Annotated in this window: 25 protein-coding genes; 13 read left to right on the top strand and 12 right to left on the bottom strand. The window is 54.2% G+C overall.

The window, feature by feature from the left end:
• The first annotated feature begins 82 nt into the window (after positions 1-82).
• The gene (gene clcB / locus OGV50_RS04000; RefSeq protein WP_048902388.1) at positions 83-1372 is read left to right on the top strand and encodes a voltage-gated ClC-type chloride channel ClcB; all 1290 of its coding nucleotides are present in this window, start codon (positions 83-85) and stop codon (positions 1370-1372) included.
• Here the strand turns inward: clcB and bioD are convergent.
• The 3 genes from bioD to ynfL all read right to left on the bottom strand — a co-directional run bounded on the left by bioD (position 1328) and on the right by ynfL (position 4397).
• Positions 1328-2023: a dethiobiotin synthase gene (bioD, locus tag OGV50_RS03995; protein ID WP_024130350.1), complete on the bottom strand. Its 696-nt coding sequence runs from the start codon at positions 2021-2023 to the stop codon at positions 1328-1330. The genes clcB and bioD overlap by 45 nt on opposite strands.
• A 125-nt stretch (positions 2024-2148) precedes the next feature.
• Entirely contained in the window at positions 2149-3369 is a 1221-nt protein-coding gene (gene mlc / locus OGV50_RS03990) for a sugar metabolism global transcriptional regulator Mlc (protein WP_012132466.1), read from the bottom strand.
• Between the two features lie 128 nt (positions 3370-3497).
• Positions 3498-4397 carry a multidrug efflux transcriptional activator YnfL/SxtR(Kp) gene (ynfL, locus tag OGV50_RS03985; RefSeq protein ID WP_286488321.1) on the bottom strand — a complete coding sequence of 300 codons (900 nt, stop codon included), beginning with the start codon at positions 4395-4397 and terminating at the stop codon, positions 3498-3500.
• 120 nt (positions 4398-4517) lie between these two features.
• Between ynfL and ynfM the strand changes: the two genes are divergently transcribed.
• Complete coding sequence (gene ynfM, locus OGV50_RS03980) at positions 4518-5771, top strand: multidrug efflux MFS transporter YnfM/SxtP(Kp) (protein ID WP_012132469.1); 1254 nt, start codon at positions 4518-4520, stop codon at positions 5769-5771.
• A 57-nt stretch (positions 5772-5828) separates the two neighbouring features.
• Here ynfM and OGV50_RS03975 read toward each other — a convergent pair whose 3' ends face one another.
• Positions 5829-5921: a KPN_01571 family protein gene (locus OGV50_RS03975; RefSeq protein ID WP_208855431.1), complete on the bottom strand. Its 93-nt coding sequence runs from the start codon at positions 5919-5921 to the stop codon at positions 5829-5831.
• A 133-nt stretch (positions 5922-6054) separates the two neighbouring features.
• A complete protein-coding gene (locus OGV50_RS03970; RefSeq protein ID WP_058669085.1) occupies positions 6055-6744 on the bottom strand; it encodes a CPBP family intramembrane glutamic endopeptidase in 690 nt (229 codons plus the stop codon).
• Positions 6745-6919: 175 nt separating this feature from the next.
• On the opposite strand from OGV50_RS03970, the gene OGV50_RS03965 reads away from it, so the two are divergent.
• The 4 genes from OGV50_RS03965 to OGV50_RS03955 all read left to right on the top strand — a co-directional run bounded on the left by OGV50_RS03965 (position 6920) and on the right by OGV50_RS03955 (position 9923).
• Positions 6920-8410: a carboxypeptidase M32 gene (locus OGV50_RS03965; RefSeq protein ID WP_200092657.1), complete on the top strand. Its 1491-nt coding sequence runs from the start codon at positions 6920-6922 to the stop codon at positions 8408-8410.
• A gap of 160 nt (positions 8411-8570) precedes the next feature.
• Positions 8571-8834: an acid resistance repetitive basic protein Asr gene (asr, locus tag OGV50_RS03960; protein ID WP_047457204.1), complete on the top strand. Its 264-nt coding sequence runs from the start codon at positions 8571-8573 to the stop codon at positions 8832-8834.
• Between the two features lie 88 nt (positions 8835-8922).
• Complete coding sequence (gene ydgU, locus OGV50_RS23615; RefSeq protein ID WP_455549893.1) at positions 8923-9003, top strand: small membrane protein YdgU; 81 nt, start codon at positions 8923-8925, stop codon at positions 9001-9003.
• A 101-nt stretch (positions 9004-9104) separates the two neighbouring features.
• A complete protein-coding gene (locus OGV50_RS03955) occupies positions 9105-9923 on the top strand; it encodes a trypsin-like serine peptidase (RefSeq protein WP_200092654.1) in 819 nt (272 codons plus the stop codon).
• 45 nt (positions 9924-9968) lie between these two features.
• On the opposite strand, the gene mdtI is transcribed toward OGV50_RS03955, so the two are convergent.
• From mdtI to OGV50_RS23610, 3 genes are all read right to left on the bottom strand, one after another.
• Complete coding sequence (gene mdtI / locus OGV50_RS03950; RefSeq protein WP_012132478.1) at positions 9969-10298, bottom strand: multidrug/spermidine efflux SMR transporter subunit MdtI; 330 nt, start codon at positions 10296-10298, stop codon at positions 9969-9971.
• Positions 10285-10647, bottom strand: coding sequence for a multidrug/spermidine efflux SMR transporter subunit MdtJ (mdtJ, locus tag OGV50_RS03945; RefSeq protein ID WP_012132479.1), 363 nt, complete (start codon positions 10645-10647; stop codon positions 10285-10287). Before mdtJ ends, mdtI begins: the two co-directional genes overlap by 14 nt.
• Positions 10648-10758: 111 nt before the next feature.
• Entirely contained in the window at positions 10759-10932 is a 174-nt protein-coding gene (locus OGV50_RS23610) for a protein YdgV (protein WP_012132481.1), read from the bottom strand.
• A gap of 136 nt (positions 10933-11068) precedes the next feature.
• On the opposite strand from OGV50_RS23610, the gene OGV50_RS03940 reads away from it, so the two are divergent.
• Positions 11069-12103, top strand: a complete 1035-nt coding sequence (locus tag OGV50_RS03940) for an AI-2E family transporter (protein WP_047457210.1) — start codon at positions 11069-11071, stop codon at positions 12101-12103.
• A gap of 59 nt (positions 12104-12162) precedes the next feature.
• On the opposite strand, the gene pntB is transcribed toward OGV50_RS03940, so the two are convergent.
• Both pntB and pntA read right to left on the bottom strand, forming a co-directional pair.
• Positions 12163-13551, bottom strand: a complete 1389-nt coding sequence (gene pntB, locus OGV50_RS03935; RefSeq protein ID WP_012132483.1) for a Re/Si-specific NAD(P)(+) transhydrogenase subunit beta — start codon at positions 13549-13551, stop codon at positions 12163-12165.
• 10 nt (positions 13552-13561) lie between these two features.
• The gene (gene pntA / locus OGV50_RS03930) at positions 13562-15091 is read right to left on the bottom strand and encodes a Re/Si-specific NAD(P)(+) transhydrogenase subunit alpha (RefSeq protein WP_200092651.1); all 1530 of its coding nucleotides are present in this window, start codon (positions 15089-15091) and stop codon (positions 13562-13564) included.
• 525 nt (positions 15092-15616) lie between these two features.
• Between pntA and ydgH the strand changes: the two genes are divergently transcribed.
• From ydgH to folM, 3 genes are all read left to right on the top strand, one after another.
• The gene (ydgH, locus tag OGV50_RS03925; protein ID WP_200092648.1) at positions 15617-16561 is read left to right on the top strand and encodes a DUF1471 family protein YdgH; all 945 of its coding nucleotides are present in this window, start codon (positions 15617-15619) and stop codon (positions 16559-16561) included.
• 289 nt (positions 16562-16850) lie between these two features.
• Positions 16851-18233, top strand: a complete 1383-nt coding sequence (locus tag OGV50_RS03920; RefSeq protein ID WP_012132487.1) for an amino acid permease — start codon at positions 16851-16853, stop codon at positions 18231-18233.
• Positions 18234-18269: 36 nt separating this feature from the next.
• A complete protein-coding gene (folM, locus tag OGV50_RS03915; protein ID WP_199977068.1) occupies positions 18270-18992 on the top strand; it encodes a dihydromonapterin reductase in 723 nt (240 codons plus the stop codon).
• On the opposite strand, the gene OGV50_RS03910 is transcribed toward folM, so the two are convergent.
• Positions 18989-19324, bottom strand: coding sequence for a GlpM family protein (locus OGV50_RS03910; protein ID WP_012132490.1), 336 nt, complete (start codon positions 19322-19324; stop codon positions 18989-18991). The two genes, folM and OGV50_RS03910, sit on opposite strands and share 4 nt — an antisense overlap.
• A gap of 127 nt (positions 19325-19451) precedes the next feature.
• Here OGV50_RS03910 and rstA point away from each other — a divergent pair, with 127 nt between their 5' ends.
• The 3 genes from rstA (at position 19452) to tus (ending at position 22527) form a co-directional block, all read left to right on the top strand.
• On the top strand, positions 19452-20186 hold the full coding sequence (gene rstA, locus OGV50_RS03905) for a two-component system response regulator RstA (protein WP_200092643.1): 735 nt from the start codon (positions 19452-19454) through the stop codon (positions 20184-20186).
• A gap of 12 nt (positions 20187-20198) precedes the next feature.
• Positions 20199-21500: a two-component system sensor histidine kinase RstB gene (gene rstB, locus OGV50_RS03900; RefSeq protein WP_200092640.1), complete on the top strand. Its 1302-nt coding sequence runs from the start codon at positions 20199-20201 to the stop codon at positions 21498-21500.
• A 97-nt stretch (positions 21501-21597) separates the two neighbouring features.
• Positions 21598-22527: a DNA replication terminus site-binding protein gene (gene tus, locus OGV50_RS03895; protein ID WP_012132493.1), complete on the top strand. Its 930-nt coding sequence runs from the start codon at positions 21598-21600 to the stop codon at positions 22525-22527.
• On the opposite strand, the gene fumC is transcribed toward tus, so the two are convergent.
• Entirely contained in the window at positions 22524-23927 is a 1404-nt protein-coding gene (gene fumC, locus OGV50_RS03890) for a class II fumarate hydratase (protein ID WP_286488320.1), read from the bottom strand. The two genes, tus and fumC, sit on opposite strands and share 4 nt — an antisense overlap.
• Positions 23928-24013 lie beyond the last annotated feature (86 nt).

The following is a 24013-nucleotide window of genomic DNA, read 5'->3' as shown; positions in this document are numbered from 1 at the left end:
CCCCTGCGCACGCAGTGCTTTTGCGTCCCGCGCTGTTTACCCGCAAAATAGACACTCCTGAAAATGCCTGTGTGGTCTGCCCATGCACCGCCTACATACATACCCTGACCTGCGAGCGATGTTTCGCCGCCTGTTAATCGCGACAATAATTGGCATCCTTGCCGCACTGGCGGTAGCCGGGTTTCGTCACGCCATGCTGGTGCTGGAATGGCTTTTTTTACGTAACGATACGGGAAGCCTGGTGAATGCCGCGACAAACCTTTCTCCCTGGCGACGGCTGATCACCCCCGCAGTGGGCGGCCTCGCGGCAGGTGCGCTGCTCTGGGGCTGGCAGAAAATGAATCAACAACGCCCCCATGCCCCCACCGACTACATGGAAGCCCTGCAAACAGATGGGCAATTCGATTACGGGGCAAGTCTGGTGAAGTCCCTTGCTTCGCTGCTGGTCGTCGCCAGCGGTAGCGCCATCGGGCGCGAAGGGGCCATGATCTTACTGGCAGCGCTGGCGGCATCCTGTTTTGCTCAGCGTTGCACCCCGCGTGAAGAGTGGAAATTGTGGATCGCCTGCGGCGCTGCGGCAGGGATGGCCAGCGCGTATCACGCCCCGCTGGCGGGCAGCCTCTTTATCGCGGAAATCCTGTTTGGCACGCTGATGCTGGCGTCGCTGGGCCCCGTTGTGATTTCCGCCGTCGTGGCATTACTGACCACCCATTTGCTCAGCGGCGGTAATGCCCTGCTCTATACGGTTCACCTGTCACTGGATTTACATGTGCGGGAATATGCGATGATTATCAGCACCGGGCTGGTGGCTGGCGTCTGCGGGCCGCTGTTTATGTGGTTAATGACCACCACTCATAACGGTTTTATTCGGCTGAAATTATCGCCTCCGTGGCAACTGGCGCTGGGCGGATTCATCGTTGGCTTGTTATCCCTGCTGACGCCGGCCGTCTGGGGAAATGGCTACAGCGTCGTGCAGTCATTTTTGCTCTCTCCGCCGCTGCTCTCCGTGATCGCCGGGATCTTCATCTGCAAATTACTCGCCGTACTCGCCAGCAGCGGTTCCGGTGCGCCCGGCGGCGTCTTTACCCCCACGCTGTTCATCGGCTTGTCGATTGGTATGTTATACGGTCGGATGTGGGGATTCTGGCTTCCGGGAGCGGATGAGATGGCAATATTGCTGGGATTAACAGGAATGGCGACGCTGCTGGCGGCAACAACACACGCGCCGATGATGTCGACGCTGATGATCTGTGAAATGACCGGGGAGTATCGACTACTCCCCGGATTACTGATTGCCTGCGTAGTGGCGTCGGTCTTATCGCGAACGTTACGCGAGGACTCGGTCTACCGACAGCACACTGCCGAGCATTGACAGACGGATATATTGCCCCAGCTCGCGTTGTTCGGCACGCGGCAAATAAGGCAGTTCGCCAATCAGCGGCGCAGGCAGTTTTTTGCTTAACACATCAATGATTTCGGCATAATGCGCCAGTCCGGGATTGATGCGGTTCGCCACCCAGCCGATCAGCGGTAATCCGTCATTGGCGATAGCCTGTGCGGTCAGCAGCGCATGGTTAATGCAGCCTTCCTGAATCCCCACCACCATCAGCACCGGTAACTGCTCCTGCACGACCCATTCAGATAACGGACGCAGGTCGTTCATCAGGCTGCGCCAGCCGCCGGTGCCTTCCACCACGACGTGGTCAACCTTTTCGCTCAGGCTGGCAAGCCCGTTAGATAACAGGGTGTAATTGATCGGACAGCTATGCGCCACGCTGCTTTCGTCTTCGCTCAGCGCAATCGGATTGATCGCCTCATAAGGCAGCTCAATAGAAGAGACGCTCTGCAACACCAGCGCATCTTTATTGCGCATGCCTTCCGGCGTCTCTTTGCTGCCTTTCGCAACGGGTTTATAACCTGCGACGCTTTTGTTCCCTGACGCTAACGCTTGTAGTAATGCGCGGGAAACCACTGTCTTCCCAACAGAAGTGTCTGTACCTGTAATAAAGAAACGCTTCAGCATCACTAACTCCACCGTTATGCTTCGAAAATATAAGCCAGGAAAATAATACAGTGGAGAAAGTCTAAGGTATGACAATCGCGATCAGCTTGCGTTAGCGCAAATTTTCGTACGACAGTTAAAAAATGTTAACCCTGTAATAGACGAATCAACAAAGAACCGTTATACATCGCGTCTTTTACCAGTGCGGCGCCCGCCATTGTCCCTTGATTGGAAAACTGCGTGCTTTCGACGGCGATATGTTTGCTATACGCCGGCAGCGCCTGTTGACGGATGCTGTCCGCAATTGCCGGAAAAAGGATTTCCGCCGCTTTGCTCAGCGGCGAACCGATCAGAATTTTTTGCGGATTAAATAAATTCACCATGATCGCCAGAATGCGGCCAACATGCATCCCGACGCCGCTAATGATATCTTTCGCCAGCAAATCCCCCTGCACCGCCGCCTGGCACAGCGAATCCACCGTCAGCGGCTGCCCGTGCAGCGAAGAACTCATTGACTGATTGAGTCGCAGCTGCGCCAGTTCAAGCACGCTGTCCACGCTGGCGATCGTTTCCAGACAGCCGTGGTTCCCGCAGTAACAACGTTTACCGTAGGGGTCAACCTGCGTATGGCCGATCTCCACCAGGCTGCTGCTGCCCGCATGCAGTAAGTGGCCGTCGGTAATCACGCCAGCCCCAACGTTGTGATCAATCACCACCTGAATAACATCACGCGCGCCGCGCGATGCGCCAAAAAGTGCCTCGGCCATCGTCCAGGCGCTGATATCATGCTGAATGTAGACCGGTACGCCGGTGTGGTGTTCGAGGGTTTCCCCCAGCGGCATCTCTTTGACATCGTCGTAAAACGGCATGCGGTGCACAATGCCATTCTCAGTATCAATAATACCGGGTAAGGTGATGGCGATAGAGGTCAGGCGTTCGAGTTTTTGCTGGTGACGGATAAAAAACTGATCGACCATAAAAATGATGCGTTCAAGCAGCGGAGTCTCAGAAACCAGCGGTAGCTCAAGGCACTCCTCCACCACCAGCTTGCTGCTCAGGTCACGCAGGGCGAGAAAAATCTCGCCACGGCTGATACGAATAGACAAATAGTGCCAGGCCTCGGTTTCCACCACCAACCCGACCGCCGGGCGACCTCGGCTTCCCGCCTCTTTGATCTCCAGCTCCTGAACTAAATGCGCTTCGAGCATTTCGCGAACAATTTTAGTGATACTGGCAGGCGCCAGTTGCGCCAGACGAGAAAGATCAATTCGCGACACGGGGCCCAGCTGATCAATCAGGCGATATACCGCGCCAGCATTGGTCTGCTTGATTTGATCGATATGCCCTGGCTGACTATCAGCAACCACCTCTGACTCCCTTTATTTTCGCGCTCCGAAATAATCTGTGGGCTATGGTGAATGACTTCAATAGTTGTCGTCAACTTTTTACTTAGCCGTGTGATTTACTGCACATTTTCATCCCTTTTTAAACTAAATTAAGCGCGCTTTGCGGCCGTTAAAAGTTGATGGCGAAATCGTTGCGCAGCGTGACTTTGTTCATGATGTTTCGGCCATACCAGCCACATTTCCGACACGGCGTCCGCTTCGGCAATGGGCACCCAACGCATTTCATCAAGCTGTACCCGTTTAAACGAGGCGGGCAGGATCGACACCCCCAGTCCTGCGGCTACCAGCCCGATAATTGTCATCGCCTCTCCAACCTCCTGAGTGATCGCCGGAGTGAGATGGTAACGGCGCATCAGGCCGAGAATATCGTCATACAACCCCGTTCCGACATGCGGATCAAAAAAGACAAACGGTTCTTTCGCCAGCTCCGCCAGCGTCACGACCGGCTTTTGCGCCATCGGATGTTCACGGGGGATCATCGCCAGCAGCGGTTCATGCAGAATCACTTCCCAGTCCAGCGTATCCGGCAATGAGGTATTGCGCAGTAACCCCATATCCAGCGCGCCTTCATTAAGCGGCGCAATCTGCTCGCGGGTGTTCATTTCACGGGTCTGCATATGCACATCCGGGTAGTCCTGGCGAAACAGAGACAGCGTATCCGAGACGGCTTTAATAAACGGCGCGGATGAGGTGAAGCCAATGCGCAGCTCGCCGGTCTCCCCCTGATGCAAGCGTTCCGCGCGGGCGGCGGCCTCATTCACCAGCCCAAGGATCTGCCGACTGTCTGCCAGAAACTGCTTACCCGCCGCCGTCAGCGCAACGCTCCGGTTGGTTCGCGCCAGCAGCCGCGCGCCAATCTGCTGTTCAAGGGTCTGGATCTGCTGGCTTAGCGGAGGTTGAGAGATGTTCAGCCGCGCAGCCGCCCGGCCAAAATGCAACTCTTCCGCAACCGCCACAAAGTAACGTAGATGACGAAGTTCAATATTCATATTTTATAAATATTATTTGAGATTATTAATATATTAGACAGAATATTTTGATTTTCCTACTCTTAGCACTGAGGTCATACCCGTCACCATAATCACGGGGATGTTGAGCAAGGATTTCAAGTGAGTCGTATTACTGCTGTCGACACCGCAACGGCGAGCGATGTTGATGAACATATTATTTCCCAGCCGGTTCAATATATAAAACGTGGTACATCCCAGTTTATGCGCGTTACGCTGGCGCTATTCTCCGCCGGGCTGGCGACGTTCGCCCTTCTCTATTGCGTACAACCGATACTGCCTGTGTTGTCCCATGAATTTGGCGTCTCTCCCGCCAGCAGCAGTATCTCGCTTTCCATCTCCACCGGCATGTTAGCCATCGGGCTGCTGTTTACCGGCCCGTTGTCCGACGCGATCGGCCGCAAACCTGTAATGGTGACGGCGCTGCTGCTGGCCTCCTGCTGTACGCTGCTTTCCACCATGATGACCAGCTGGCATGGCATTTTAATCATGCGCGCGCTGATAGGCCTGTCGTTGAGCGGCGTCGCTGCGGTAGGCATGACCTATTTAAGTGAAGAGATCCATCCTAGTTTCGTCGCCTTCTCAATGGGGTTGTACATTAGCGGCAACTCGATTGGCGGCATGAGCGGGCGTCTGATCAGCGGCGTATTTACCGACTTTTTTAACTGGCGCATCGCACTGGCGGCGATCGGCTGTTTCGCGCTGGCGTCCGCATTGATGTTCTGGAAAATCTTGCCGGAATCCCGCCATTTCCGACCGACTTCATTACGCCCCAAAACGCTGTTCATCAACTTCCGCCTTCACTGGCGCGACAGGGGCCTGCCGCTGTTATTCGCAGAAGGCTTTTTGTTAATGGGGTCGTTTGTCACGCTATTTAACTATATCGGCTATCGGTTGATGCTTTCGCCCTGGGAACTCAGCCAGGCCATTGTGGGGCTTTTATCGGTGGCTTACCTGACGGGCACCTGGAGCTCGCCTAAAGCAGGCGCCATGACGACGCGTTATGGTCGCGGCCCGGTGATGTTGTTCTCAACCGGCGTGATGTTGTTCGGGCTATTAATGACGCTGTTCACGTCGCTATGGCTGATTTTTGCCGGAATGCTGCTCTTCTCCGCCGGATTCTTTGCCGCGCATTCGGTGGCAAGCAGCTGGATTGGCCCACGCGCGAAACGCGCCAAAGGCCAGGCATCTTCCCTGTATCTCTTCAGCTATTACCTGGGTTCCAGCATTGCCGGGACGTTAGGCGGGGTATTCTGGCACAGCTATGGCTGGAACGGTGTGGGCGGGTTTATCGCGCTGATGTTGCTTCTGGCGCTGCTGGTTGGCTCCCGCCTGCATCATCGTCTGCACGTTTGATAAAGAGAAGCCCGGGTCGAGCCCGGGCATTCTTTACAGCTCAACCAGCGCTTTGGATTACCACAATCCCAGGATGGAAGAAGCCCCCATCAATTCCCTGACGGCATCCAGTGCCAGAAGAGCAAAGATAACCCAGATAATTGGATTCATCATGCTGTGTGTATTTATTTTTATTGTTGAGGTTTGACTTTACCCCGCGCGATACCCAAAAGCGAGACCGGAAGATAAAACTACCTGTAATGGTGGGCAACACTGACGATATCGCTTCCGAATGCCGTAAATATCACCCGGAGGATAATAAGACCTGAACGCCATATTGTATCCCGATCACCGTCGCATTCATTAATATATGCAGGGTAACAGGCATTAATAACCCTTTAGATTTGACTCTGGCGACAATAAGCACCTGCGATATTAAAAATAACATCAATAATGTTCTGATATCGGCGTATTGCGTATGCATCAGCGCAAACAGCGTTGAAACGACAAGCGACGTCGCCCACACCTTATCATTGAACCAGTACTGAAAGGCGTTGAACAGACACCCTCTGAAGACGATTTCCTCGTAGACCGGGACGAGAAAAATCAGTGACAGGTTGGTCAGCCAGAAAGCGTAGTTATGCAATGAAACCTGCGTCATGACCCACGCTTCTGTTTTTCTCATCCCCAACATAGCAGGTAAAAGAAACTGGATAATCAGAATGGCGCCAAACAAAATAACAAACCACTTTGCGCTCAATGTGCCTTTTCCCAGACCGTCTCTTTTTCTAAAAAAGAGATAATACAGCGGGACCAGAATAAGAAACTCCAGCACAAACATCAGCGGTAAAAGTAACCCACTTTCCATTAATTGCGCACTGCGGGTAAAAAACAGTGGCGTAAATGTAATACCAAACATCAGCATAAACATAGAAAAACAGCCTGACACTGCTTTTGTCCTGACAATATAGGCGTTATTGATTTCCTGTTGCATCCCTGTTCCCTGTTAATATTTCACCAGTGTGCTTCACGACACCGCCATTTATGATAAGAAGTATCATTATCACTTACAACCTACCAACATTTCTGCCATCGTTGCCATCAGCGCATAAACATGTATGAATCAGGGTAAACTCCTCACATTCGCAGAACACGACGGGAACACAACAATGTCCAACAAGAACCACTACCAACAACTCACCCGCACTTTCCAGCGCCTCTCCCGCTTTTCGCATCTCTCCGCTATCGCCAGTTGGGATATGTTCACCATGATGCCTCCCGGTGGAAGCACCGCGCGAGGCGAAGCGCTGGCCGAGCTGAACGTGCTGGAACATCAGTTACTGACTGACCCGAAGGTTGCGCAGTGGATAGCCGCCGCCGGGCAGGAAGATTTGAACGATGTTGAGCAGGCGAACCTGCGTGAAATGGCGAGGCGGCACCATCAGGCGGCCCTGCTGCCTGAGTCACTGGTGGAGGCGAAATCGCTGGCGGGGAGCCGGTGTGAACACGCCTGGCGGAGTCAGCGTCCGGCGAATGACTGGCAAGGATTTGCGCAGAATCTGAAAGTGGTTGTGAAATACAGCCGTGAAGAGGCAAAACTTCGCGCCGAAGCTAAAGGATGTTCGCCCTACGATGCCCTGCTGGATATTTTTGAGCCCGATATGACCAGCGCCCAACTGGATGTTCTGTTTGCTGATGTCAAAACCTGGCTTCCCGATCTGTTAAACCGCGCGGTGTCAAAACAGTCGCATCAGCCGCTGATTGCGCCGGTCGGCCCGTTCCCGACGGCGCTACAGCGTGAACTGGGACTGGAAACCATGTCGCAGTTAGGGTTTGATTTTAACGCCGGTCGGCTGGACATCAGCGCCCACCCGTTCTGCGGCGGCGTGCCGGAAGATGTGCGCATCACCACGCGCTATGATGAAAATGAATTACTCAGCGCGCTCTTTGGCGTGATCCACGAAACGGGGCACGCCCGCTATGAACAGAATCTGCCCCACGCCTGGCAGGGTCAGCCGATCGCGTTTGCCCGCTCCACGGCCATCCATGAATCCCAGAGCCTATTTTTCGAGATGCAACTGGGTCGCAGCACGGCGTTCCTCAAACGGCTCATTCCCGCCGTTAAACGTCATTTTGGCGATCAGCCCGCTTTTGAAGAAGCGAATTTCATTGCCTGGAATCAGCGGGTGAAACCGGGCTTTATCCGCGTGGATGCCGACGAAGTGAGTTATCCTGCCCATGTTATCTTGCGCTATGACATTGAACAGGCGCTGATTAACGGCGACATCGAAGTGGATGATATTCCCGCACTGTGGGATGAAAAAATGCAGGCCTGGCTGGGGCTGTCAACCGCGGGAGATTACCGTAACGGCTGTATGCAGGACATCCACTGGACCGACGGCGGCTTTGGCTACTTCCCGTCTTATACGCTGGGCGCCATGTATGCCGCACAGCTGTTTAGCGCCGCCCATAGCGCATTGCCGGATCTGCATAATCAGATTGCGCAAGGCGATCTCAGCGCCTTGTTTGACTGGCTGCGACAAAATATCTGGCAGCACGGCAGTCGCTTTACTACCGCGCAGCTGATCGCTCAGGCCACCGGAGAACCGTTGAGCAGCCGTTACTTCCGGGCGCATCTGGAATCACGCTATTTGTCATGATGTCTCTTGTTTGCCCGATAGCGTCAATCTGTCGGGCCGGTTGTACATACCGTTACACGCCGATACCAATGACTCACGGAAGCCCTCGATTTACAGCGATATAGTGATTTCACCGGCCCCGCAGTGGGGTTGAATAAAAAACCAAATCGAGGGTATCAGAATGAAAAAAGTATTAGCTCTGGTTGTTGCCGCTGCTATGGGTCTGTCTTCTGCTGCATTTGCTGCTGAAACGGCAACGTCCACGACGGCTCCGGCTGCGGCACCCGCTAAAACCGCACCGGCAAAAACCACGCATCACAAAAAACACCACAAAGCAGCAGCGACTCAGAAAGCGCCTGAACAAAAAGCGCAGGCAGCGAAAAAACACACCAAAAAAGCGGTAAAACATACTGCGGCTAAACCGGCAGCTAAACCGGCGGCATAAGGCACTGGCGAGTTCTATGGCGCTCCCCCGCGCCATAACACACGGCGCTAAATCATCGGGTTTAGCGCCGTTTCTTCGGAGGGTTAACGTGTTTCGTTACCGCTTTGAGTTGATTCTCACCATGCTTATATTATGCGCCCTTATTGCCACGCATTTTTATATTTCCTGAATGTAGTTATCTGATTTTACTCCCACTTTCCTGTCGTCACGTCTATAGTATTCACTGAGGGTTTGCTTTTAATAATCATAATTACCCACACAGAGTGTGATATGTATAAAACCATTGCGGTATTACTGGGCGTAATTTGTCTTTCCCCTGTCGTTGCTCATGCGGATGAGGCTGATACCACCACGGATACCCGTGAAGCCAAAACGTTATTTTTTGACCATGACGATCGGGTCAAGGTTGAAGATCCAACGCAGTCGCCGTGGGACGCTATTGGTCAACTGGAAACCGCCAGCGGCAACCTGTGTACCGCCACGCTCATTTCATCTCATCTGGCTCTCACCGCCGGACACTGCTTGTTAACGCCGCCGAAAGGGAAGCCAGATAAAGCCGTGGCTTTGCGTTTCGTATCGCAAAAAGGTCTCTGGCGTTATGAAATTCACGGTATTGAAGGTCGGGTCGATCCGTCGCTGGGAAAGCGCTTAAAGCCTGATGGCGATGGCTGGATTGTCCCTCCGGCCGCCGCGCCGTGGGATTTTGGTTTGATTGTGCTGCGTTATCCGCCGTCCGGCATTACTCCACAGCCCTTATTTGAAGGCGATAAAGCCGCGCTAACCGCTGCCCTGAAAACCGCCGACCGCAAAGTGACGCAGTCAGGTTACCCGGAAGATCATCTTGATACGCTTTACTCGCATCAGGATTGCCTGATTACCGGCTGGGCGCAAAACGCGGTGCTCTCTCACCAGTGCGACACGCTGCCCGGCGACAGCGGTTCTCCGTTAATGCTGCATACCGACGCTGGCTGGCAGTTGATTGGCGTACAAAGTTCCGCTCCGGCGGCAAAAGATCGCTGGCGGGCTGACAACCGCGCGATTTCCGTCACCGGCTTTCGCGACAAGCTGGAAGCGCTGGCTCAGGAATAGATGATGGTTCCCGTGCGCTGCCCGCCGTAACGGGCAGCATAGCTGTCAGGCCAGTTTTATCATGATCATGCCGATAAGCAGCAATACCACGCCTACCCAGCCTTTGTTGTTCAGACGCTGTCCAAAAAGCACCCACCCGGCTGCCAGCGTGGCGGCGATACCAAATCCGCCCCACAACGCATATGCCACCGAAAGATCAATGCCTTTTACCGCCTGAGAGAGCGCGCTAAAGGCCGCCAGTACCGCGGCCAGCGACAGAATGCCATAGAACTTGCGACGAAAGCCGTCAGAAAACTTCAGGAACACGTTAGCGACGATTTCCAGAACGATCGCCATCGCCAGCCACGCGGCATGAACCCACTCAAACTGCGGCATGCGTCGCCTCCTTCGCGGCGTTTACTGGCTTGCGCGTACCCGATTTGATCAGCGCAATCCCGAATACCAGCGTAACCAGACCCGCAATTTTCATGGCCGATAAGGCTTCGTCAAATAACAGCACGCTAAACAGCGTAATAAATAAAATACCGATGCCTTCCCACAAGGCATACGCCACGCCAAGCGCAATTTTTTTTACGGCAAAAGAGAGAAAAATATACGACAGCGTAATCATGACCAGCATTAAAATAAAACCCGTGTTGCCATTGCTTACGCTTGCCCATTTCATCGACAGCGTTCCGGTAATTTCAGCCGCAATGGCAAGGGCTAATAAAATCCAGTAAAACATGGTGCTTCTCCTGCTTGAGAATATAGTCCTTCGGGCCTGCCGCATGCAGCAAACCAAAAAATAAAATGAATTAGCCAGGCGCGTAACGCCAGCTCAGGCAGAAGTAAGGGACTAAAGCGCGTTGCGCCAGTGCTGCTCACCAGCAAGCAGGAAAGAGGAAGAAGTGCGAAGAAGTACGGTCTGTGTAGAAAAAAACGTCCTGAACATATTGTCCATAATATTACAATTATCCGCAGTGTTGCTTCTCGTCATCGCGGATGAAAATTGTCCTCGGTAGTTAAACACGTCTGATTTGTACCACAGCCTTAGAATTAACTCAAAACCTTTTCACTTCTTTACCCGCGCCGTTTGATTTTTGTTAGCACAGCCCGACAAAAATCACATTATTATAAAGAGTAAGAACAAAAATTCAGGAATTATCATGGCAAAACCGATCATCACGCTTAACGGCCTGAAACTCGTAATCATGCTGGGAATGCTGGTCATCATTCTCACCGGTATTCGCTTCGCTGCCGATATTATTGTGCCGTTTATTCTGGCGTTATTTATTGCGGTGGTACTGAGTCCGCTGGTGCAGCGCATGGTCAGGCTCCGCATCCCGCGGGTTTTAGCCGTATCGATACTGATCGGGATTATCGTGATGGGCATGGTGTTGCTGCTGGCCTATCTCGGCACATCGCTAAATGAGTTAGCCCGCACGCTGCCACAATACCGCTCATCATTGGTTGTGCCGCTGAAAAACATTGAACCGTGGCTACAGCGCCTGGGCATCGGCGTCTCGGTGGATGAACTGGTGAAATATATCGACCCTAATGCTGCCATGACGCTGGTGACGAATTTGCTGGCGCAGCTGTCTAACGCCATGTCATCCATTTTCCTGCTCTTGTTAACCGTGGTCTTTATGCTACTGGAAGTTCCGCAGTTGCCCGGTAAACTCCAGCAGATGATGGCCAGGCCGGTTGAAGGTATGGCCGCGATTCAGCGCGCAATCGACAGCGTGTCGCATTATCTGGTGCTGAAAACGGCGATCAGCATTATCACGGGCGTTGTGGTCTGGGGAATGCTGGCGCTGCTGGAAGTTCGTTTCGCATTCGTCTGGGGACTGCTGGCCTTCGCACTTAACTATATCCCCAATATTGGCTCGGTTCTGGCCGCAATCCCGCCTATTGCGCAGGTTCTGGTGTTCAGCGGTCTTTATGACGCGCTGGTGGTGCTGACGGGGTATCTGATTATCAATCTGGTGTTCGGGAACATCCTTGAGCCCCGAATCATGGGGCGTGGATTGGGCCTTTCCACGCTGGTGGTTTTTCTCTCCCTGATCTTCTGGGGGTGGTTATTAGGCCCTGTCGGCATGCTGCTTTCCGTGCCGTTGACGATCATCGTTAAAATCGCGCTGGAGCAAACCTCCGGCGGGCAAAGCATTGCCGTCCTGCTCAGTGACTTGAATAAAACCTGATCTCTTCAGATGCAAAAACGGCCTCCTGAGAGGCCGTTTTAGACTTGCGCCGGTAAAGATTAAAGCGCTTTCAGAATCGCATCCACGCTGGCTTTCGCATCGCCAAACAGCATATGCGTGTTGTCTTTAAAGAACAGCGGGTTCTGCACCCCGGCATAGCCGGTATTCATCGAGCGTTTAAACACGATAACGTTTTGCGCTTTCCAGACTTCCAGAACCGGCATACCGGCAATCGGGCTACGCGGATCGTCCTGCGCCGCCGGGTTCACCGTGTCGTTCGCGCCGATAACCAGCACCGTATCGGTGTCAGCGAAGTCGTCGTTGATTTCGTCCATTTCCAGCACGATGTCATACGGCACTTTCGCTTCCGCCAGCAGTACGTTCATGTGACCAGGCAAGCGCCCCGCAACCGGGTGGATGCCAAAACGCACCTTGATACCGCGCGCGCGCAGTTTCTCGGTGATTTCCGCCACCGGGTACTGCGCCTGCGCAACCGCCATGCCATAGCCAGGGGTAATGATGACCGAGTGCGAATTTTTCAGCATGTCAGCCGTATCTTCCGCCGTGATCTCACGGTGTTCGCCCGCGACCTGATCGTCGCCAGTAGAAGATCCATCGCTGCCGAAACCACCCGCGATAACGCTGATGAAAGAGCGGTTCATCGCCTTACACATGATGTAAGACAGAATCGCACCCGAAGAACCGACCAGCGCGCCGGTGACGATCAGCAGGTCGTTGCCCAGCATAAAGCCTGCCGCCGCCGCTGCCCAACCGGAATAGGAGTTCAGCATGGATACCACAACCGGCATATCCGCCCCGCCAATGGACGCCACCAGGTGCCAGCCGAAAGCCAGCGCAATAATGGTCATCACCAGCAGCGCCAGAACCTGCAAGCCAACGCTTTCGGTACGTACAAACACCACCAACAGCAGGAAAGAAACCACCAGCGCCGCCAGGTTCATTTTGTGACGATTCGGCAGCATCAGCGGTTTGGACGAAATCTTACCGCACAGCTTGCCAAACGCCACCACGGAACCGGTGAAGGTAACCGCGCCAATGAAGATGCCGAGGAACACTTCCGTCAGGTGAATATTCACCAGAATCGGTTCCAGACCCGCCTCGTGGTACAGGTAGCTGTTAAAGCCCACCAGTACCGCCGCCAGGCCGACAAAGCTGTGCAGAATCGCCACCAGCTCCGGCATTTCGGTCATTTCAACGCGTTTCGCCAGACGGATACCGATCGCCCCACCGATAATCATCGCCACCAGAATCCAGGCAACGTTGCCGGTATCCGGGCCGAAGATCGTCGCCACCAGCGCAATCGCCATCCCGGCGATACCAAAGTTGTTACCCTGTCGGGACGTCTCATGCTTAGAGAGCCCGGCCAGACTGAAGATAAACAGGATCGCGGCAACAATGTATGCAGCTGTAACTAATCCTCCAGACATGTGTTACCCCTTAGTTTTTCCTGAACATTTTCAGCATACGCTGAGTCACGGTGAAGCCACCGAAAATATTAATGCTGGCGATAAGCACCGCGATAAAGCTCAGGAAACTCACCCAGCCTCCCTGGCCAATCTGTAACAATGCCCCGACAACGATAATCCCTGAGATGGCGTTAGTCACAGACATCAACGGCGTATGCAGCGCGTGCGAAACGTTCCACACCACGTAGTAACCCACCACGCAAGCAAGTGCGAAAACGGTGAAGTGGCCGAGGAACTCTTTCGGCGCCACGTCAGCCAGCCAACCAAACAGAATGATCGCCAGCGCCATCAGCGCATATTTACGCCACGGTGAAGCCGGTTTTTCCGCTTCTTTCGGCGCGGGAGCCGCTTGCGGCGCAGCCTGCGGCTGAGCAGACACCTGAATCGGCGGCGCGGGCCAGGTAATTTCACCGTCACGCACGACCGTTACGCCGCGCACAACCACGTCGTCAAAGTCGACGTCGATATTGCCGTCTTTCTCTTTGCACAGCAGTTTGAGCAAGTTGACCAGGTTGGTGCCGTAAAGCTGGGAGGATTGCGTCGGCAGACGACCCGGCAGATCGGTGTAACCGATAACCTTCACGCCATTGTCGGTCGTGGTCACCTGACCGGCGATGGTGTATTCACAGTTACCGCCGTTTTGCGCGGCCAGATCGACAATCACGCTGCCGGACTTCATGGAATCAACCATCTCGCGCGTGATCAGCGTCGGCGCAGGTTTACCCGGGATTAGCGCGGTCGTGACGATAATATCGACCTCTTTCGCCTGCGCGGCAAAGAGTTCCATTTCCGCTTTAATAAACGCTTCGGACATCACTTTGGCATAGCCATCGCCGCTGCCCGCTTCCTCTTTAAAATCCAGTTCGAGGAATTCAGCGCCCATACTCTGAACCTGTTCTTTTACCTCTGGACGGGTATCAAACGCACGTACAATGGCGCCAAGGCTGTTTGCCGCGCCAATGGCCGCCAGACCTGCGACGCCCGCGCCAATCACCATCACTTTCGCTGGCGGCACTTTGCCCGCAGCGGTAATTTGCCCGGTAAAGAAACGACCAAATTCATGTGCGGCTTCCACAATCGCGCGATAACCGGCGATGTTGGCCATTGAGCTCAGAGCATCCAGCGACTGCGCGCGCGAAATACGCGGCACGGAGTCCATCGCCATCACGGTTACATTGCGTTCCGCGAGTTTTTGCAATAGCTCAGGATTCTGCGCCGGCCAGAGGAAACTCACCAGCGTCGTACCCGCATTCAGTAAAGGAATTTCATCGTCTTCCGGCGCATTGACCTTCAGGATGATCTCTGACTGCCAGACCGCATTTCCCTCTACAATTTCTGCGCCCGCTTCTGTAAATGCCTTATCGTCAAAACTTGCCAGTTGACCCGCGCCGCTTTCAACCGCGACGGTAAAACCCAGTTTCAGCAGTTGCTCAACCGTTTTTGGCGTTGCTGCGACTCGGGTTTCATTGGTTAACCGCTCTTTTGGTATGCCAATTCGCATAATGTTCCCTTCCATCGGTTTTTTTGATGATGGTTTGTCAGTGATCGCAGGATGCATACGCACGCCTGCGTAAGAGGTAAGTGCTACCCCGGAAAAATAAAACAGTAACAAACTCTCTATAACCTACTGAAAATAGCGCCTGTGATCTAGCGCCAAAAAACAGTATTTATTATGAAATTTGCAAAATATGAACGATTCAGCCCACAAACAGGAATAATGACCTTGAAATCACCTTCAGTGACCGATAATTCGCTCAAGCGAAGCGGCAAAACATGATTTAGCGCCATCGACATTCAATCGTTTAACATTAAATTAACTTATAAAATGCGTATGCTTTATCAGTTTTGCCGGTCAAGCGCCTGTTTTTTAGACATATCACCAAATGTTATCATTCTTGTCACTTCAGGCGGTACGATGAGTGAAAAATGACGCAGACATTTGCAGGGTTTAAATGCAATAATCAGCCACGTTTCTAGTCAATAACAATACCAGTACCTGGTTTGCGCAAGGCGAAGGATTATTTTTATGAAGCTTAAGAACACTCTCCTGGCGTCCGCACTGCTTTCTGCGACTGCTTTTTCCGTAAATGCAGCGACAGAACTGACGCCGGAGCAAGCGGCAGCACTAAAACCTTATGACCGCATTGTGGTCACCGGGCGTTTTAATGCCATTGGCGATGCGGTAAATGCCGTATCCCGCCGCGCAGATAAAGAAGGTGCAGCCTCTTTTTATATTGTTGATACGTCCGATTTTGGCAACAGCGGTAACTGGCGTGTCGTGGCTGACGTTTATAAATCAGACGCGCCAAAATCCGACGCGCCTCAAAACCGTGTAATTAACGGTATCGTCGAATTACCGAAAGATCAGGCCGTGCTGCTGGAACCTTACGACACCGTAACGGTGCAGGGTTTCTACCGTAGCCAGCCGGAAGTGAATGACGCCATCACCAAAGCAGCAAAAGCGAAAGGCGCCTACTCGTTCTACATTGTGCGTCAGGTCGATGCCAACCAGGGCGGCAACCAGCGTATTACCGCGTTTATCTATAAAGAAGATGCGAAGAAACGCGTCGTCCAGAGCCCGGACGTTATTCCTGCTGATTCCGATGCGGGTCGCGCAGCGCTGGCCGCCGGCGGTGAAGCGGCGAAGAAAGTGGAGATTCCGGGCGTCGCGACGACCGCTTCTCCAAGCGCTGAAGTCGGACGCTTCTTCGAAACGCAATCCTCAAAAGGTGGACGTTACACTGTCACTCTTCCTGACGGAACGAAAGTCGAAGAGCTGAACAAAGCGACCGCTGCGATGATGGTGCCGTTTGACAGCATCAAATTCACCGGCAACTACGGCAACATGACGGAAGTCTCCTACCAGGTTGCCAAGCGTGCGGCGAAGAAAGGCGCGAAATATTATCACATTACCCGCCAGTGGCAGGAACGTGGTAACAACATGACGATCAGCGCCGACCTGTATAAGTAAAGTACGCTCCCGCCATCCGGTGTTGTCATAACGCCTGATGGCGAGACCAGGCATCTTATCCGGCCTACGTGTTAGTAGGCCTGATGAGCGTAGCGCCATCAGGCGCCAATACGATGCTGCCCTATGTGAAATCTACCCGCCTTTAGCATTTTTAGTCACAAATGTTTCAGAGATCATTGCATGCGGTCTCTTCTCTCCGTAAAATCCCGCGCCTTAGTGGCTTTCACCATTTTTATGCGTTTTGCCAAAATAATTATTCTCCCACTCTCGTTTTTATAACTGGATACCGATGGAAAAGAAACTGGGACTGAGCGCGCTGACTGCGCTGGTTTTAAGCTCAATGCTTGGCGCAGGTGTGTTTAGTCTGCCACAGAACATGGCAGCGGTGGCCAGCCCGGCAGCGCTGCTGATTGGCTGGGCGATTACGGGCGTCGGGATACTGCTGCTGGCTTTCGCTATGCTGATCCTGACGCGCGTTCGCCCGGAACTGGATGGCGGAATTTTCACCTACGCGCGCGAAGGTTTCGGCGAACTGATCGGTTTCTGCTCCGCCTGGGGATACTGGCTCTGTGCCGTTATCGCCAACGTCTCTTATCTGGTTATCGTTTTTTCTGCCCTGAGCTTCTTTACCGATACGCCGGAACTCCGCCTGTTTGGCGACGGCAATACCTGGCAGTCCATCATCGGCGCGTCAGTGCTGCTTTGGGTGGTGCATTTTCTGGTGCTGCGCGGTGTGCAAACCGCCGCCAGCATCAACCTGGTCGCGACGCTGGCGAAGCTGTTGCCGCTGGGGTTGTTCATCGTCCTGGCTATCATCATGTTTAAGCTCGATACGTTCAGCCTGGATTTCACCGGTCTGGCGCTGGGCGTTCCCGTCTGGGAGCAGGTTAAAAACACGATGCTCATCACGCTGTGGGTGTTTATCGGCGTGGAAGGCGCGGTTGTCGTCTCCGCCCGGGCGAGAAATAAGCGTGATGTCGGACGTGCGACGCTGCTGGCGGTTCTCGCCGCATTGGGCGTCTACCTGCTGGTGACGCTGCTCTCTTTAGGCGTCGTCGCCCGCCCGGAACTGGCGGAGATTCGCAATCCGTCAATGGCGGGTTTGATGGTGAAAATGATGGGGCCGTGGGGCGAAATCATTATCGCGGCGGGTCTTATCGTTTCAGTCTGCGGCGCTTATCTGAGCTGGACCATTATGGCGGCGGAAGTGCCGTTTCTGGCCTCAACGCATAAAGCCTTCCCGCGCATTTTCGCCCGCCAGAATGCGCAAGGCGCGCCATCGGCTTCGCTGTGGCTCACCAACGCGTGCGTTCAGATCTGCCTGGTGCTGATCTGGCTCACAGGTTCGGACTACAACACGCTGTTGACGATTGCTTCAGAGATGATTCTGGTACCCTATTTCCTGGTCGGCGCGTTCCTGCTGAAAATCGCCGCGCGCCCTCTTCATCAGGCGGTAGGTGTCGGGGCCTGCATTTATGGCTTATGGTTATTGTATGCGTCCGGCCCGATGCACCTGTTGCTGTCGGTGGTACTGTATGCGCCGGGATTGTTAGTTTTCCTCTACGCACGCAAGACGCATACGCACGATAATGTCCTGAATCGTCAGGAAGTGATGTTGATCGGTCTGCTACTCATCGCCGCTGTTCCGGCTACGTGGATGTTGGTGGGGTAATCGTCGCCCCATTGTTTGATGCCAAAGGAGACTACAATGGGTAAAAACCAGCCCTTGCCCATCCTTATCACGGGAGGAGGCCGCCGCATCGGTCTCGCGCTCGCGTGGCACTTTCTCAATCAAAAACAGCCGGTGATTGTCAGCTACCGGACGCACTATCCGGCCATCGACGGCCTGACGCAAGCGGGCGCGCTGTGCATTCAGGCCGATTTTTCCACCGATGACGGCGTCCTGGCATTTGCTGAGAAGATAAAAACCCATACGCCAGGCCTGCGGGCTATTTTGCATAACGCCAGTGCCTGGATGGCCGAGGCGCCTGGCACCCCGCTCTCTGACGTGCTGGCATGCATGATGCAGATTCACGTCAATACGCCCTATCTGTTAAACCATGCGCTGGAAAGACTGTTGCGCGGCCACGGACATGCGGCCACCGATATCATCCATTTTACGGACTATGTTGTGGAACGCGGCAGCGACAAACACATCGCCTATGCCGCCAGTAAAGCGGCGCTGGATAATATGACCCGCTCCTTTGCCCGCAAACTGGCCCCGGAAGTGAAAGTCAACGCCATCGCCCCGTCGCTGATCCTGTTTAACGAAAACGACGGTGCCGAGTACCGTCAGCAGGCGCTCAATAAATCCCTGATGAAGACAGCGCCCGGCGAGAAAGAAGTAATCGACCTGGTGGATTACCTTCTCACCAGCTGCTTCGTTACCGGCCGCAGTTTCGCCGTGGATGGCGGCCGGCACCTGCGTTAATGCAGTTTGATCCAGCAAAATATCAGCAGCCATGCGCTCAGGCCCCAGCATACCACCGCCCCACCGAGCGCAACGGGCAAACGCAGAAAACCGGTGAAATACCAAAGCGTGGCGAGGTAGACAAAATAAGGGATGATCGACCACATACTGAATACAATGGTCGTGCGTAACGCGTCAATTCCGCGCTCACTGGCGACAATATAGTGGGCAATCAGTGCAAATGTCGGAAAAAGCGGAATTAATCCGGCGATATAGTAATTTTTTGTTTTTGCCAGCAAACCAATCAATACCACCACCAGCGCACCCAGCGCGGCTTTTATCACGAGTCCCATTTCGATGCCTTAACACATCAATAACATTGAGGCTGTAGCATAACGGAAGCGCTCTCGTTTAGAAAAGATTAATGGAAGGGAAAACGGAGGCGGTGTATGTTGGCGTTTTCTCCGCGTAATGAACGTTATGAACACCATCGTATTTGTTGAGGATGACCCTGAAGTTGGCTCGCTGATTGCTGCTTATCTGGCGAAACACGATATTGAGGTGCTGATTGAACCTCACGGCGATCTGGCTGAAGAGACGATCCTTCGCACGCAACCCGACCTGGTGTTACTGGATATCATGCTGCCGGGCAAAGACGGCATGACCATTTGCCGCGATTTGCGAGGCCGCTGGCAAGGGCCGATTGTCCTGCTGACCTCGCTGGACAGCGACATGAACCACATCCTGGCGCTGGAAATGGGCGCCTGTGACTACATCCTGAAAACCACGCCCCCTGCCGTGCTCCTCGCCCGTCTGCGCCTGCATTTACGGCAGAATGAACTCACCGCGCAGGCAAAAGGCATTCAGGATACGGCAATGACCCCGCATAAAACGCTGCGTTTTGGCGCGTTGATTATTGACCCGGTCAATCGTTCAGTCGCACTCTCCGGCGAACCGGTTTCGCTTTCCACCGCCGATTTCGAATTACTCTGGGAACTGGCAACCCATGCCGGGCAGATTATGGATCGCGACGCGCTGCTAAAAAACTTGCGCGGCGTCAGCTACGACGGCATGGACCGCAGCGTGGATGTCGCTATCTCAAGGCTGCGTAAGAAATTGCAGGATAACGCCACCGAGCCCTATCGAATCAAAACGGTTCGCAACAAAGGGTATCTGTTTGCCCCCCATGCGTGGGAAGAGAGTCAGCGTGATTAACCGGGTGCATCAATGAAAAAACTGTTCGTTCAGTTTTATCTGCTGCTGTTTGTCTGCTTTCTGGTCATGACCCTGTTGGTCGGGCTGGTGTATAAGTTCACCGCAGAACGCGCAGGCAGACAGTCGCTGGATGATTTGATGAAAAGCTCGCTGTACTTAATGCGCAGCGAATTGCGGGAGATCCCTCCGCGCGACTGGGGGAAAACCCTCAAAGAGATGGATCTTAATCTCTCTTTCGATTTGCGCGTAGAGCCGCTCAATAAATACAAACTCGACGCGCTTACCACACAGCGGCTGCGCGAAGGCGACATTGTCGCGCTGGACGATCAGTATACGTTTATTCAGCGCATCCCCCGCAGCCATTACGTGCTGGCCGTCGGGCCGGTTCCTTATCTCTATTTTCTTCACCAGATGCGGCTACTGGATATCGCGCTGATGGCCTTTATCGCCATCTCCCTCGCCTTCCCGGTGTTTATCTGGATGCGCCCGCACTGGCAGGAGATGCTGCGCCTGGAGGCCGCCGCTCAGCGTTTTGGCGAAGGGCACCTCGCAGAGCGCCTTCACTTCGACAACGGTTCCAGTTTTGAACGTCTCGGCATCGCCTTTAACCAGATGGCGGATAACATCAACGCGCTGATCGCCAGTAAAAAACAGCTTATTGACGGCATTGCCCACGAACTGCGTACGCCGCTGGTGCGTCTGCGTTACCGGCTGGAGATGAGTGAAAATCTCAGCGCACAGGAGTCGCAGGCGCTGAATCGCGATATCGGCCAACTGGAAGCGTTAATCGAAGAGCTACTGACCTATGCGCGGCTGGACAGGCCGCAGACTGCGTTAACGCTCACCGTTCCCGACCTCCCCGTGTGGCTGGCGAGCCACCTGGAAGACGTACAGAGCGTCAACCCCGGACGCACGGTGCGGCTCAGCCAGCTTACGCCTGGCGATTACGGCGCGCTGGATATGCGGCTAATGGAGCGTGTGCTGGATAATCTGCTCAATAACGCGCTGCGTTATTCCCATTCCACCGTTCAGGCCAGCCTGTTATTAAGCGGCAATCAGGCGACCCTGATTGTTGAAGACGACGGCCCCGGCATCGCGCCAGACGCGCGCGAACATGTGTTCGAACCCTTTGTGCGCCTCGATCCCAGCCGCGACCGCGCTACCGGAGGCTGCGGGCTGGGGTTAGCCATCGTGCGCTCCATCGCTCTGGCGATGGGCGGAACGGTAAACTGTCGCGAAAGTGAACTGGGCGGCGCCAGATTCACCTTCAGCTGGCCCGTCTGGCACAACATCCCCGAATTTCCCCCTGCCTGACGCATAGCGCACGATGGTCAGGCTGGGTATGATGTGATATACAGTAAGTATGTTGTAACTAATATCCTTCTTTCTGCGACACTGAAATGGTGGTGATATGGCCCGTTACGATCTTGTCGAACGCCTGAATGGTACTTTTCGCCAGACAGAACACGCCCTGGCAACCCTGACAGAAAATCTCGAACAGCAACCGCTGCTGATTGCCCGCGTCTTCTCCCTCCCCGAAGTGACCAAAGAGGCGGAGCACAACCCTCTGGCGACCATTGCGGTGGAGCAGCATCTGGGAAAAGAGGCCGAATCGCTGGCGCTGCGCCACTATCGCCACCTGTTTATTCAGCAACAGTCTGAAAATCGCAGCAGCAAAGCGGCGGTTCGCCTGCCCGGCGTATTGTGCTATCAGGTTGATGATGCCACGCAGGCCGCGCTGGAAAACCAGATCCAGCACATCAATCAGTTAAAAACGACATTTGAGCGTATTGTGACGGTGGAATCAGGATTGCCGTCAGCGGCGCGTTTTGAGTGGGTGCATCGCCATCTGCCCGGTCTTATCACGTTGAATGCCTACCGCGCGTTAACGGTGATCAAGAATCCCGCTACCCTCCGTTTTGGCTGGGCCAACAAGCACATTATTAAGAATTTGCGCCGGGATGAGGTGCTGGCGCAACTGGAGAAAAGCCTGAACACGCCGCGCAGCGTGCATCCCTGGACGCGCGAAGAGTGGCAGGCCAGGCTGGAGCGCGAATATCAGGATATCGCCGCCCTGCCGCAACAGGCACGGCTGAAGATTAAAAGACCGGTGAAGGTACAGCCGATTGCCCGCGTCTGGTACAAAGGGCAGCAGAAACAGGTTCAGCACGCCTGTCCGACGCCGCTTATCGCGCTGATCAATACCGATAAAGGCATGACCGTGCCGGATATCGGCGAACTACTGAATTACGATGCGGACAATGTTCAGCACCGCTTTAAGCCTCAGGCGCAACCGTTGCGACTTATCATCCCCCGGTTGCACCTGTATGTGGCGGATTAACGGCCTGGCTTCATGCTGCCCACCATCAGTTCCGGGCGCACCCAGCTATCAAACTCGGCTTCAGTGAGATACCCCAGCGCCAGGACGGAGGCTTTTAAGGTCAGCCCTTCCTTGTGCGCTTTTTTGGCGATCTCCGCCGCTTTGTCATAGCCGATGTGCGTATTGAGCGCGGTAACCAGCATCAGCGATTCATTGAGCAGTTGATTAATACGCTCACGGTTTGGCTCAATACCGACCGCACAGTGCGCATTAAAGCTTTCCATCCCATCCGCCAGCAGGCGTACCGATTGCAGGAAATTATGGATAACCATCGGGCGATAGACGTTAAGCTCGAAATTTCCCGACGCCCCGCCCATATTGATAGCCACATCGTTGCCCATCACCTGACAGCAGAGCATGGTCAGCGCCTCGCACTGGGTCGGGTTCACTTTACCTGGCATAATCGAACTGCCCGGCTCGTTCTCAGGAATGGCAATTTCACCAATGCCGCATCGAGGGCCAGAAGCCAGCCAGCGAACGTCATTGGCGATTTTCATCAGCGACGCCGCCAGCCCTTTTAGCGCGCCGTGCGCATGAACCAGCGCATCACAGGCCGCCAGCGCTTCAAACTTGTTCGGCGCCGTCACAAATGGCGCGCAGGTGATCACCGCCAGCTCATCCGCCACGCGGCGGGCATATTCAGGATGGGTATTCAACCCTGTGCCCACCGCCGTGCCGCCCAACGCCAGCTCCGCCACATGCGGCAGGCTATTTTCAATATGTTTGAGATTGTGCTCCAGCATCGCCACCCAGCCGGAAATTTCCTGACCGAGCGTCAGCGGCGTCGCATCCTGCAAGTGCGTGCGGCCAATTTTCACAATATCGGCAAACGCATGGGACTTTTTGCGCAGCGTATCAGTCAGGACATTAAGCTGCGGGATGAGATGCTTGCGTAGCGCCAGCAGCGCCGCAACGTGCATTGCGGTCGGGAAGACGTCGTTCGAACTTTGGCTTTTATTGACGTCATCGTTCGGGTGAACTTTGCGCTCCATGCCGCGAACGCCGCCCAGCAGTTCGCTCGCGCGGTTCGCCAGCACTTCGTTCATGTTCATGTTGCTTTGCGTGCCCGACCCGGTCTGCCAGATCGCCAGCGGAAATTCGTCGGGATGTTTATCGGCCAGCACTTCATCAGCCGCCTGCATAATGGCGGAGGCTTTTTCCGCCGACAGCAGCCCTAAGTCCTCGTTAACTTTGGCTGCCGCACGCTTGGTCAGCGCCAGCGCATGGATCAGCGAGACGGGCATTTTCTCCGTGGAGATACGAAAATGCTCCAGCGATCGTTGGGTTTGCGCTCCCCAAAGTTTATCTGCCGGAACATCAATCCCGCCCATCGAATCTTTCTCGCAGCGTACCGTCGTCATTACTTTCTCCTTGTTAACAATGAAGTTGAGGACATGCTCACACACCTGTCAGGATTAAGTATTGATTGCTTCATAAATACTGCATG

The sequence above is a fragment of the Citrobacter sp. CK180 genome (assembly GCF_030333655.1).
Taxonomy (GTDB): Bacteria; Pseudomonadota; Gammaproteobacteria; order Enterobacterales; family Enterobacteriaceae; genus Citrobacter_B; species Citrobacter_B koseri.
The sequence above is the reverse complement of the archived record's forward strand: the minus strand, read 5'-3'. Positions and strand labels throughout refer to the sequence as shown.